We start from the raw sequence: 12,647 nt of genomic DNA, 5'->3' as shown, positions 1-12,647 counted from the left end.
TTTTACAAAAAATCAATCAACCCTGCCCAATTATCGGGGAAATGTAAAAGGGAAAAAGTGGCGGCGGTTTGTTTCGTCTTGGGTTGCAGCTATTTACGGAGCAATGGGAGAAAAATTCTTTACCCCTTCAGCCTCGCGCTATTTCCCCCAGGACATCCGCCTGTTCGATTAAATTCCCACAAGATACTTCCGCCCCCTCCATTCGCTCCAGATTGCGTTCGGTCAGTTCCCCCAACCTCGTCACTGACGAAAGCAGAGTTTCGGCAACCGTGGAATGTTCCTGGTTCGACAGATTAATCGACTCGATTTGCTTGGAAATATTTCCCACCGCCGAACTCATGTCTTTCACCGCTCGCGATTGTTCGTTCATCGCCTTGGCTACCTGCTCGGACTGTCGCTGCAAATTGTCCACCGCATTTTGAATCGCATCGCTCGATTTTCCTTGCTCGTTCATCGCCTGGGAAACCTTGGCAATCAATCGCGCCAACCGTTCCGCCTCCTGGGAAATTTGCTCCCCGGCAGTGGATTGCTCTGCCAGGGAACGCGAGGTGGTGGCAGAACCGCGCCGCATGGATTCCACCGCCTGCATGATTTGATTGGCTCCCTTGGCTTGTTCCGAAGTGGCTTTGCGAACTTGGGAAGCCAGCACTGAGGTATTTTGTGCCGCTTTAATCACCTCGCGCGCCGCCGAAGCTTGTTCGTTCATCGCCTTGCTCACTTCCTGGGAAATCCGACGCATCTGCACCGTGGATTGAACGATGCCTTGGGCGGTTTTGGTCTGTTCGCTGGTTGCCGTGGCCACTTCTTTGGCTTGCAGGGCTGTGGTATTAATCGCCGTCACCACAGTTTGTCCGGCACCGAGCTGTTCTTCGGACGCTTGGGCGATTTGACTGACGAGTTGGCTGGTTTCTTCGATGCCGCTCAAGATTTTCCGCAGTCCGCTGGCTCCTTCTTCCGCTAAGCGTCCCGCATCTTCGGCAACGCTCAATCCGTCATTGGAGGTATTGATGGCGTTTTGCACTACGGATTGCAGTCCTTTGATGATGCCGCCAATTTCTGAGGTGGCTTGGGCGGCGCGATCGGCCAGGTTGCGAATCTCTTCGGCAACTACGGCAAATCCCCTGCCTGCATCTCCGGCGCGCGCTGCCTCGATGGAGGCGTTTAATGACAGCAAGTTGGTGCGTTCGGCAATCAGGTTGATGGTGTCTACAATTGTGCTGATTTCGTCGGTCCGCTTGCCAATTAGGGCGATCGCATCCGCCGATTCTATGGTGGATTCGCGCACCCGGTTCAATCCTTCAATGCTCTTTTGTACCGATTTCCCCCCCACTTGCGCATCTTGCGCTAGTCTGCGGGTGATTTCGTCGCTCTGTTTTGTCAGTCCTGCTACGTAGCGAATCGAACGCTCTAGTTCTTCCGCACTGCTGGACGCATCGGTGGCAACTTCGGTGATTCGCTCGCTGTTTTGTGCTACCCCCTGCACCGATCGCGCCATCTCTTCCATCGAGGTAGACACCTCCTCTACCGTCGCTGACAGGTTTTCTGATGTGGCTGAAACTTCTTCGATGGAAGCCGCCATTTCGTTAATCGAACTGGTGGTTTGTTCCGACGCCGTACTCAAATCGTCCGCATTCGCTGCTACCCCTTGGATCGAACTGGCAATCTGTTCTATAGAAGCAGCGGTTTGATTGATCGCAGACGCAAGGTTGTCCGTGTCTCGGCTGACGCTTTTAATCCCAGCCGCTATCTCTGTCATCGAACTGCTCACTTGAGTGGCAGATGTTGCCATCTCCTCCGCCGTCATCGTCACGTTTTGGATCGATGTAGTGCTTTGTTGGATGTTGACGGCAGTTTCTTTGACCTGTGTGGCTAAATCTACTGCACTGGCTGTCACTTGCTCGATGGAGGCTGCCATCTCGTTGAGGGAAGAAACCAGTTGCTCGGTGGAGGTCGCCACTGATGCCGCTTGGGTGGCAGTTTCTGTCAGCGAGTCCGCCATCTGCGAGATTCCCTCGCTACTCTCCGTGCAGCTTTGCCTCTGGGTTTGCGCCCCCGCTGTGGTTTCTGAGGCAATTCTCGAAATTTCCGCCGCCGCCTGTCGAATGGCATCCGTGTGACGGATCAATTCGCCTTTTTGATTCACTTTCCCACTTCGATTGGCTCCCTTGGTTTGTACCGTCTTCTTTTTCTTACCCATTATTTTTTCCTCTTAATTCTCGGTTTAGTTGTCATTGGTGATTGGTGATTGGTGATTGGTCATTGGTCGTTTGTCAATGACTAATGACCTGTTTCCTTTTTTACGGGATTTGAAGCCTCGGTTGGCGCGAGTAATTCGGCAACATCTAGAATCAAAATCACGCGGGATTCTCGGGTGGCAATGCCTGACAAACATTTTCCGCGCGAGCCGGTAATTCCTTCGGGGGGAGGTTGTATGGTATCTGAGGGAATCGCGAGAAATTCGCGGGCGGTATCTACAATTAACCCGATGGTTCGGCGATTGACATTGACGACTATCAACCGCGTGCGGAGACTGTAGGGAATTTTTTCTAATCCCAGCCTCACCCGCAGGTTGAGTACCGGAATCACTTGACCGCGAGAAAAAATCACGCCTTCTACGTCGGTTTCGGCGTTCGGAACTGGGGTAATTCCCTCTACCATTTCCATCTGTTGTACCAGTTGGGAGGGAATCGCGTAAGTGGTATCGGCCAGTTCAAAAACAATAAATGTTTCGGATTTGGTGGGGTGATTTTCTACCATGATTTTGCCGCAATTCTTACCAGTGGATTTAGTAAAAAAGTTGTTTGTTAATTCAAGGAAATTAGAGAGGATGCTTGGCGTTCAATTGCATTGCATAGCGCCCTAAAGCGGCGGGGTCTAAAATCAAAACCGCACGTCCGTCGCCTAATTCGGTGGCGCCAGTAATGCCGGGGACTTGAAGCAAGGGGTCGGTGAGGGAACGAACGACAATTTCTCGCTGTCCGAGGATGCGATCGACGACGATACCGATGCAGGTAAGTCCGTTTCCCACTGCAACTACATGCAGGTTTTTTGTGCTGTGTCCGTTGAGGGATTGGCGCTGTGGGGTGGGGTTGCGATCGCACTTCCCGGTTTCGGATCGGTTTAAACCAAACAGGTTTGCCAACCGGATGAGGGGTAAGATACTGCCTTTGTAAGGGATTGTCTCGTTGTTTGCAAAGGCGATCGCGCTTTCGGGCGCGACGGCGATCGTCTCTCGCACGGAACATAAGGGAATGGCATAGGTTTCCTCCGCGACGGCGACAATTAAGGCATCGGCGATCGCTAAAGTTAAGGGGAGTTCGATAAGAAAGCGCGTCCCTCGTCCGGGTTGACTCTCGAAATTCAACATCCCCCCGAGTTCTTGTACGGTATTTTTGACGATCGCCATTCCCACACCCCTTCCGCTGGCGCGATCGGCTCGTTCTCGGGTGGAAAATCCGGGGGCACAGAGAATCTCTAGCAGGGTCATGGCGTCGTAGGGATTTTCCCGGGGGTCGGGAGTGGAGTTTTCGAGTAATAATCCGCGTTCCCTGGCGCGAGCGGCTACTTTTTCTAGGTCAATCCCGCGCCCATCGTCTTCAATTTCGATTTGGACCAAATCTCCTGCAGTTTTGGCGCGCAAGGCAATGTTTCCTTGAGCGGGTTTCCCCCGTTCTCGGCGATCGCTGCTGGGTTCTATCCCGTGACTGACGGCGTTGCGGACTAAATGCAATAGCGGATCCATCATCCGTTCCACGACGAATTTATCGATTTCGGTTTCTTCGCCGCTGACTTCTAATTTCACCTGCTTTTGCTCGGATCGCACTAAATCGCGCACCACAAACTGCATCCGGGCAAATATTTCGCCGATGGGAACTAACCGCACTCGCATGATGCCTTCGCGCAAGTCGCGCAATTGCCGTTCAAAGCGGCGATCGATTTGCGATAGGGTGCGCCATTGCGCTGGGGGTAAAATCTCTTTAAGCCCATTGAGCCGATCTTCTAACCACGCCCGGGTAATCACTAGGTCTCCCACCATCCGCATCAGTTCGTCGAGTTTGGGTAAGTCTACTCGTACCACTAGGGGGGCGGGGAGAGAAGCGCCGGGACTGGAAGTCTGGGGTGGGGAAGCCATTTCCCCTTTTGCGGAGGGGGTGGGGGTCGCTTCGGTTTCCGACTCGGGCGGGGCGGGGAGTTCGGGGGGTTCCTCTGGGGGTTGTTCGTCTTCCGACTCGGGTGGGGTGGGGAGTTCGGTTGTTTCTTCTGCGGATCGATCGTCGCTTTCGCTGACTCGATAGGGTTTCCAGGTGAGTCCGTCGGTTTCCCACTCGGTCCACCCACTGTCCCTGTCTCGGGTGGCGAGGAGAAAATCAAATTCGATCCGGTTTTCCGGGGTCATGCGAGGGGCGGCGTACAGGATCTGGCCGATCGCTTGCAGTCTCTCGCGGGTTTTGTTCACGTCTATCCCCCTGGCGGACCGTTCGGCGCTGGGGGCGAAAATAAAGTGCCACACGGATTGTCCCGAGGCGATCGCTTTCTCGACTTGGGCGATTTGTTCTGGTTTGAGTTCAAACTGTAAAGGGGCGATCGCCCCTTGTTGTTGGCGGGGAGACTCTGTAGTGCCGATGATTTGGCGCAGTCGATCGGCGATCGCGGAAATGTCGGGGGGCGATGTTCGATCTCGTCGGGCGGCGATAATTTTTTCTAACAGTTTAGTTCCCTCTAATAATGCGTCGAATCCCTGGGAAGATAGCTCCCGATCGCCATCGCGCAGCACTCGCAGGTAACTTTCCATTTCGTGCGCCAGTTCTTCTGCTTCTTTTACCCCCACCATGCCCGAGAGTCCTTTTAAGGAATGAAAGCTGCGAAATAATTCGTTTAAAACTGACGGTTCGATTTGTGGCTTCTCTACATCGGCTTCGATGGCCAACAATTGCCGACGCACTACGGTCAGATGTTCTTCACATTCGGCAAAATAATCTTCTAAAAAATCGTCGAAGAAGTTATTGCTCGCGCTATTAGACACCAGTTAAATCATCTCCTATTCACCGGGATTTCTCTATAATTACTCCAGAACGGCGATCGTCTATCGGCGGTTTGGGCTAGTGCGATCGCGCTGACACTTCTCTTGGCAGAACCTGGTTTAACCTTCCCTGCTGCTATTTCGCCTCATCTCTATCTTCTCCTACCGTTCCCCCGCTTCTACACTGCCGAGTTTTTTTTAGTCCCTGCACTGTTAAGCAAGCACACAAGTTATTTTGCCTACCTGCTTAACAACAGAACCAACGACCAATGACCAATGACTAATGACCAATGACCAACGACCAATGACCAATAACTCCTTAATTCAATAACAACTGTTGGACTTGACTGGCAAGAGATGTGGGTTCAAATGGTTTGGTGATATAACAGGAAGCCCCGGCTTGGATTGCTTGACTGCGGCTTCCTTCGTCTCCTTTGGTGGTCAAAATGATAATTGGTGTTGCTTGATAACTCGGATGTCCCAAGACGAATTTTAAGACTTCTAATCCATGCATGTCCGGCATGTTTAAATCCAAAATCATCAGATCGAATGGGGCAACGGCTAGCTGCTCGATTGCTTCTAAACCATTACTCGCTTCGCCAAATGTGACGCCGGTTAAATCTCGCAGGGATGCCATGACCATTTTTCTCATGGTTGCTGAATCATCCACGACTAAAATTCGTCTCATCTTGCGTTCCTCCATCGAACCAATGCTGTTTTTAAACACCCGCCGAGGCTCTTGTTGTCTGAACTGGGTCATTTTCCCGTGACTCTCGCCGCGAGATGCTGTGGGCTTTCATTCCCGCACCCCAGAAGGTTTTTGTGTCTTGCGTCACGGTTTGAGAAAGCATCCGCTGACTTGATTTTTTCTGGGTTGAGCTATCGGCGATCGCCTCTGGGGTTGTGCGGATATCCCTTGCTTCGCGTTATGGAAGCACTTATTTTTATTTTCCCATTTCTGGCGGTCATTCGATCGCTCGCTTAAAAAAATGCAACAAAGTCGAGACTCTCCCGAGTTTACAGTGTAGAACTCTCGGCTTTCTTTTTTCATCGATGCTGGGTTTTAATTCGCTTAATCAACTCCCTTGTAATTTTATCTCGATTTTCCATCAATTGGCGAAATTTTCAGAATAAATTAACAAAACTTGTTCCCAGATGGAATTGGGGTGCGGGGGGGGAGGAGTGCAACGCAGATTGTCCTGGAGCGCATCATGGGGTGAGGCGCAAGGGGGGATGGATGGCAATGCTCTGCTACACTTCCGAAAAGGTGAAATACGCCGCAGAAAACCAATCGTTCAACCCAAATAACCCGATGCAAACCACAGCTACTGCGAACTTTCTCCAATCTGGCGATCGCCCCAGTGGGCGGGACGTGAAATTGCTCGTCCTGGATATTGACGGGACCATTGCGGGGGTCTCGAACCAGATAACCGACCCGGTGAAACAAACGATCGCTGCCGTTCAGGCGCAAGGGATCCAAGTGGCGATCGCCACGGGACGCATGTACCGATCGGCGTTGCGCTTTCATCAAGAAATCGGCTCTCCCTTACCCTTAATTTGCTACCAAGGAGCCTATATCAAAGACCCGGAAACGGACAATCTCCACTATCACGCGCCGTTATGTCAACAAATTGCTCTGGACTTATTAAATGATTTCGAGGATCCCACGGTGCGATCGCAGCTCACGGTAAACTGCTATATCGACGATTGCCTTTACGTGCGCGAAATCACCCCTGCGAGTCAAGCCTACAGCGAGCGAACGGGGGTACCCGCGATCGCCCCGGAGGATCTCGGAGAACTGGTGACCCGTTGCCCCCCCACCAAAGTGCTGGCTATGAGCCAAAACACGGGGTTAATTGATGAATTACTCGCAAATGCCGCGTGCCGCTACACCCCCCAACAGGTTTACCTGACCAAATCCCACACCACTTTTTTTGAAGCGGGAAACCCGGAGGTCAACAAAGGGGCGGCGGTTCGCTACCTCGCCGAAGAGATGTTGGGACTTCATCCCACCCAGGTGATGACCATTGGCGATAACTTTAACGATCTCGAAATGCTGCAGTATGGGGGCATCAGTGTGGCGATGGGCAATGCCCCTGCACAAGTGCAAGCTGCTGCCACTTGGGTGACGTCGGATGTGGAATGCGACGGGGTGGCGGCGGCGATCGAGGAGTTTCTCCTGTAGCTGAAATGCAGAAAGGGCACCGACGACTGGCCGTGTTTCGTCTCGGTGCCCTTATCTGGTTCGCTCCTCACACACCTGTTACTATATCGGACACAGTGAAATTTGTCACCCCCTTTGAAAAAGTTTTTTTGGGAGTTTTATGACAATTCAGTGCCTTTACCTCGGGTGACGCAGGGACTTTGACTAGAGTTCCCGAGGGGCGAAAGCGCTCAATCCCTCTTCTAGCAGGAGTTTTAGCAGTTTTTGACAAATTGCGATCGCCCCCAATCTGGCTTGGGCGAGTCCGAGATTTTTTCTGTAGATTTCGCTCCAAATGGGATTGGCGGCATAAAATGTCAGGAAATCTTGACTTAAGTCTCGGGCCCATTTCATCGCCCGGGGCGGTGGGGCGCAGGGGTCGGTGAGCTGTAGGGCGTCTAGTACATTCACCACTTGAGAAATTAAGGCCCTTTCTGTGGGATGGTCTAAGCGAAACTGCCCTTGCGGATCCAGCCAGGGGATCGGATCCGGGGCGATCGCGGATTCCCCCTCCGGCTGGATCCCGGAAAGGATCCCCTGGCGATCGGCCATCCGCAGCAGGGAACAACAGCGGGCATGGGCATACTGGATCCTAAATAACGGGGTGCTGGAAGAAAAATCTCCCGGCGCAGGGTCTTCGAGTGCCGATGCAGGGGCGGCGATCGCGGAGGCGAGATGACCGAGCAACGATTGCAACCATTGCGATAATCCCCGATCGGTCAGTTTGAGGTGAATTTTCCCCGGGGGATAAATCTCTATCTCGAATTGCCGCCCTTGGGTATAAAGTCCCGATGTGCTATCCGGCAAATGAGATAAACCCCGGGCGATGGCGGTGGCAATTTCCATCGCCGATCGCGGCGATTGTTTGGCGAATTTTAATCCGGCGGCACAAATATAAACCACCCGTTGGCTATCTTTCCCGCGATACAAGGGAATCTGCTGACAAATGGGCGACCCACTCGCACCCTCTATCGCGCGATCGCAACCACTGGCGGGAGTATTTATCCAAGGCGCAAATTCATTCGTCGCGATCGCCACTTGTAGCTGATGCAGCAGCAACCCCTGAAGCGCCAAATTTTTTACAGCGAGTAATTCCATATTCCTTCAACTGGACGGTTTCAACTGAGGGGAAAACGATGAGATGCCTGGAGAAACTCTCGGGCATCTCAGACGATCGCCCCTCTTTTTTTGTCGCTCGAAATAACGGCTCGATCGATTCTACAGATAAAATTGGGCGATCGGTCTTTCCATCCACCATAACCTCCGCCTAAAACCTCCCGCGCAACCTTCTTCATCGGTTTGATTTTCTTGTTTGTCAATGCTTTTACCTACACAACACTATTTTCTCAAAAAATCCTCTTTGGTGTAAAAAGTAGCCGGAAACTCTCTTCTGCGCTAAGTATGATTGGCTACTGAAATTCTCTCAAACCTAGGAACGAGCCAAAATGAATCCAGATTTCTCTCGATCCCTTTTTATTAACGTTACGCCTGCGATCGCGCTGTCTTCTCGATTTTGCGATGCAGGTGGGTCAGCCGATGGTGAGAAAATTCTCGGGCGGGTGAATAACACTTCGGTGGCAGAAATCCCGGATCGGATTCCCCCGAGTTTGCCATTTTTGCCGTGACTTCGGTGGGGTGGAAGCGTCCAAATTCACTGTTGTCAATCCTGGGATTGTTATTGCACTAAATCCATGCAATGCAGCACAACGTTCTTGGAATCGGGGAATTTGCATCGCCACTTTCTGCGATCGCACTATGCCTAGTCCTACACCATTGTTCCTATGTATTTATCTTCTACCTCAGAGACATCTCGGCCATTTTTAACTCGCCAATGGATCGTCGAATGGGCTGAAGAACATTACCGTTATCGGACATTTCGCAAAGACGAACGAATTCCCACTCGTCCGGGTCTGTTGTATTTCGTAGCCCAAGGAGCACTGCGACTGATCGTGACTCACCCGGAAAATTCATCAAGCTCGGTTGCTGCGCCATCTCCTGGTGCAACCGGGCGTAGTGAGGGGGAAGAGAACTTCCTTCGCAAACCGGAACAAGGGTTTTTGGGATTTGTCAGTGCGGGTCAGCCGTTTGAAGTGGTGACTCGCGATCCGTTCGCGATCGAAGCCTATGCCCATACCGAGGAGACTTCAGCAATTTGGATGTATTGGCAAGATTTGGATTCCTGGCCCGCGTTTCGTCAGGAGGTGTTAGATGCATTTCGCTATCAGCACCAGCGCAAACTCTTGTGGTTGGCAACCCTCGGTCAAAAACGCACCCTCGATCGACTCGGCGGATTCCTCACTTTATTAGTCGAAGAACATGGCGAACCTTATTATAGCACGAGCGAACCGCCGATTGTGTTAGGGTACCGTCTTCCTTGGGGGTTAACCCACGCGCAAATTGGCAGCGCGATCGGTTCGACGCGGGTAACGGTGACGCGCCTCATGGGGAAGTTGCGCGCTGCAGGGTGTATTTCCACCGGGGAAGATAATTTAATTGGCGTGCCGATCGCGAGACCAAGCGAGTGAGAATCCTCGGGGTGGTGGGTTATACTCTGGTTCGGCGCACTGAATTATCTGCGCGATCGCAACCCTTACCGAATTCTGACAAACCCGGTTTTCTCAATTAACTCTTGCCCTTGGTCGGTGAGCAACAGCTCTGCATAGGCATTTCCCGCCTGTTCGTCTATTTGATTATTTTCTTTCACAATCACAAATAATCGCCGGGTAATCGGATAGTCGCCACTTTGAAACGCGGTTCCATTGAGCTGATTGCGGCGGGCGGGACAGTCTTGCGGCGGCACCAATGGCTCTTGATAGGGGGGCACCCATTCATTTGGGCGGCGACCGATGGGCAAGGGTCGAATGCTACATTGATCCACCACCTCCGGGGCGGAAGCGTAATAAATTCCGCCGAGATTTTGGCTGACGCGGCGCAACGCTTGGGTGGTAGTGGGAATAAACTCGATATTACTGCCAAATTCCTTTCCCCCCATAACATTTTCCACAAAAAACTCAATCGTCCCGCTGTCTTCCGGTCGGCGAGAATAAGGGATAATCGGAACGTTCGGGCCGCCCAATTCACTCCAATTCACAATCTCGCCAGTATAAATCTGTTGCAATTGAGTCACGGTCAACCCGGAAATTTCCAAGGCGGGATTTACCGCCACAGCAATGCCATCGATCGCCACCGGGATTTCTCGCAGGCTAAACCCCCGTTGTTCGGCTTGCTGGTATTCTGTATCTTTTAAAGAGCGAGAAGACTGGGCGAAGGCCAATTGGTTATCGAGTAACATCGCAATGCCGGTACCCGATCCGGGAGGTTTGGTAGCATGTTGGGTGTAGCGCAGTTGAAATTGCGGCCAAACGGTTTCAATCAGGGGGTCTACTTGTGCCCGGATAGGTGCCCAAGTGGTACTCCCGCCATAGCTAAACAATCCGGCGGGCACATCGGAAACTTGCCCTAAACTCTCGGCATAGGATTGGCTGGTAGAATTGTTGCGGGTGTTGGCTTGTTGTCGGGTGGCTTGGGGGGTGGAACTCTTGCCATCGATTCTCATTCCTTGGGTCAGCCACCAAAAAAAACCCCCAGCTAACGTTAAGGTGATGAGGGCGGCTAAGACGAGGACGGTGGTTTCGTTTTTTTGTGACATGGGCACTTTGGGCAGCAAATAGGGGAGATAAAAGGTTTTTGCGGTTTGGGCGCGCTTGATTGAATGGAATTGCTGTTTCTATTGTAGAAATACTCTGGGGTGGGGGTTAGGGAAACGGGGGGTTTTTCCGGTCCGATCGCAACTCCACCAGGGGGATTGTGCGGGGATGGAAGGACATTGTTAAATTTTCACAAAATTCTGGAGAGGAATTTTTGCAGGAGTCGAAACAGGGCACTTACCGCGATCGCGCAGGATCCGGCAAACAGGGGCAACAAAAAAATCGCTTGCCATGCAAACGCACTTCGCAACGAGGGAATCGCCACCACAATGGCAAAAGTCGCGATCGCCAAAATCAGCAAATCGTATTTTTCGATCCAGCGCCGCGATTGCGCTAAAATCAATCCCGACAACACCACCACCCACGCCCCGGTACTGATTAACGCCGACAAATTCAAGCTGCTCAACACAATCAGCAGCAATCCGCCTTCAAACCCGGTAAACGCAGCGCCCCGGAGAATTTCCAAGGTGGTGAAATGGGCGGTGGAGGGTTGCACGGGAGGTGCGGGGGCCGGTGATGGCGTGGGGGCGGGAATGGGTGGCGCGGGGGTTGGGGGTGGCGGGGCTGAAGGTTTGGCCACCAGGGCCTCTAGCACTTCGGTGGCTGACTGAAACCGCTGACTGGGGGTGGGGAGGAGTAATCGATCCAAAATATCGGCCAGTTTCTCGTCGATCTCGGCATCGCTTCTCCAGTTCCAGCGATTGGTATAGGAATCGAAAAGCGTCTGGGGGTCTTTGCCGGTGAGGAGCATGATGCAGGTAACGGCGAGGGCATACAAATCCGTGGCGGGGAAAACCGTGCGACCTGCCATTTGTTCTGGGGGGGCGAATCCCATTGAATAAATGCCGGTGGAGCGATTTGTGCCGGGGGCGAGGGATGCCTGGGTTACTTGCTTGACGGCACCAAAATCGAGCAGGTAGAGGCGATCGCTGTGGCGCGATCGCATGATGTTGGAGGGCTTGATATCCCGGTGGATGACCTGATTCTGGTGGACGAATTGGAGGATTTTGAGGATTTGTTGCAGCACCTCTACCACTTCGGTTTCCGAGAATTTGCCTTTGGATTGCAGTTGTTCTTCTAAGTTTTCGCCGTCGATGAATTCTTGCACGAGATAGAAAAACTGTTCTTGCTTGCCTGGTGTCAGACTGGGCACTTCTAGGGGGAAGAAGGCAAGCAAGTCAGGAATTTGCGGATGGCGGTTGCCCAAGTCGTCGAGCACTTCTGCCTCGCGATCGAATAATTTTTGCGCGATCGCCATTTGTTGGGCATTCAAGTCCCCCCTGGGCTGAAACTGTTTGACCACACACTGTCGCATTGTCGGAGTGCGGCGATCGCACGCCAGAAATGCCGCCCCAAATCCCCCTTGCCCTAACAACCGTTGCGGCATATATCGCCCATCCAAAATCAGCGGCATTCCACAAGCGGTACAAAATTTCTGCTGCGCTGTCTTGAGCTCGGCAGGGTCATCGAGATCGGCAAATTCGTTTTGCGGACGCGGACAACTGGGACGAGTGCAGTGAATTTCCATAACCGTCTCTTCCGTTAAGCGTTGAGAATCTCGAGAGTATCCTGCCGAATCTGAGATCCGGTTTTTTACCGCTCCTTTGCCGCTACCCAGGGGTTTTTTAGCTTCTCGGCGAGAAGCCCCGCGCTCTACCCGTGCTTGGTGAGCGTCGGGATGAGAGCCAGGGGAAATGGAGGGGTTCGATGCCCCTCC

Annotated in this window: 11 protein-coding genes; 4 read left to right on the top strand and 7 right to left on the bottom strand. The window is 52.6% G+C overall.

Features of this window, described 5'->3' with window-relative positions:
- Positions 1–127: 127 nt before the first annotated feature.
- The 4 genes from LKK83_RS21120 to LKK83_RS21105 form a co-directional block, all read right to left on the bottom strand.
- Positions 128–2,197, bottom strand: coding sequence for a methyl-accepting chemotaxis protein (locus tag LKK83_RS21120; RefSeq protein ID WP_324633309.1), 2,070 nt, complete (start codon positions 2,195–2,197; stop codon positions 128–130).
- A gap of 80 nt (positions 2,198–2,277) precedes the next feature.
- Positions 2,278–2,757 (bottom strand): chemotaxis protein CheW, encoded by a 480-nt coding sequence (locus tag LKK83_RS21115; protein WP_324633308.1) that lies wholly within the window; start codon positions 2,755–2,757, stop codon positions 2,278–2,280.
- Between the two features lie 61 nt (positions 2,758–2,818).
- Positions 2,819–5,023, bottom strand: a complete 2,205-nt coding sequence (locus LKK83_RS21110) for a chemotaxis protein CheA (protein WP_324633307.1) — start codon at positions 5,021–5,023, stop codon at positions 2,819–2,821.
- A gap of 316 nt (positions 5,024–5,339) precedes the next feature.
- Positions 5,340–5,780, bottom strand: coding sequence for a response regulator (locus tag LKK83_RS21105; protein WP_324633306.1), 441 nt, complete (start codon positions 5,778–5,780; stop codon positions 5,340–5,342).
- A gap of 483 nt (positions 5,781–6,263) precedes the next feature.
- Between LKK83_RS21105 and LKK83_RS21100 the strand changes: the two genes are divergently transcribed.
- A complete protein-coding gene (locus LKK83_RS21100; RefSeq protein ID WP_324633305.1) occupies positions 6,264–7,205 on the top strand; it encodes a Cof-type HAD-IIB family hydrolase in 942 nt (313 codons plus the stop codon).
- 183 nt (positions 7,206–7,388) lie between these two features.
- Here the strand turns inward: LKK83_RS21100 and LKK83_RS21095 are convergent, their stop codons facing one another.
- Positions 7,389–8,321, bottom strand: a complete 933-nt coding sequence (locus LKK83_RS21095) for a DALR anticodon-binding domain-containing protein (RefSeq protein ID WP_324633304.1) — start codon at positions 8,319–8,321, stop codon at positions 7,389–7,391.
- Positions 8,322–8,359: 38 nt separating this feature from the next.
- On the opposite strand from LKK83_RS21095, the gene LKK83_RS21090 reads away from it, so the two are divergent.
- The 3 genes from LKK83_RS21090 to LKK83_RS21080 all read left to right on the top strand — a co-directional run bounded on the left by LKK83_RS21090 (position 8,360) and on the right by LKK83_RS21080 (position 9,748).
- Positions 8,360–8,494 (top strand): hypothetical protein, encoded by a 135-nt coding sequence (locus LKK83_RS21090; RefSeq protein WP_324633302.1) that lies wholly within the window; start codon positions 8,360–8,362, stop codon positions 8,492–8,494.
- 174 nt (positions 8,495–8,668) lie between these two features.
- Entirely contained in the window at positions 8,669–8,848 is a 180-nt protein-coding gene (locus LKK83_RS21085; RefSeq protein WP_324633301.1) for a hypothetical protein, read from the top strand.
- A 156-nt stretch (positions 8,849–9,004) separates the two neighbouring features.
- Complete coding sequence (locus LKK83_RS21080; RefSeq protein ID WP_324633300.1) at positions 9,005–9,748, top strand: Crp/Fnr family transcriptional regulator; 744 nt, start codon at positions 9,005–9,007, stop codon at positions 9,746–9,748.
- 65 nt (positions 9,749–9,813) lie between these two features.
- Here LKK83_RS21080 and LKK83_RS21075 read toward each other — a convergent pair whose 3' ends face one another.
- Together LKK83_RS21075 and LKK83_RS21070 are read right to left on the bottom strand one after the other, a co-directional pair.
- Positions 9,814–10,872, bottom strand: coding sequence for a PstS family phosphate ABC transporter substrate-binding protein (locus LKK83_RS21075; protein ID WP_324633299.1), 1,059 nt, complete (start codon positions 10,870–10,872; stop codon positions 9,814–9,816).
- A gap of 188 nt (positions 10,873–11,060) precedes the next feature.
- Positions 11,061–12,647, bottom strand: a 1,587-nt coding sequence (locus tag LKK83_RS21070) for a protein kinase domain-containing protein (RefSeq protein WP_442957351.1), incomplete at its 5' end; no start/stop codon positions are given.

It is taken from the genome of Phormidium sp. CCY1219 (genome assembly GCF_035615515.1).
In the GTDB taxonomy this organism is placed as follows: domain Bacteria; phylum Cyanobacteriota; class Cyanobacteriia; order Cyanobacteriales; family Laspinemataceae; genus CCY1219.
The sequence above is the reverse complement of the archived record's forward strand: the minus strand, read 5'-3'. Positions and strand labels throughout refer to the sequence as shown.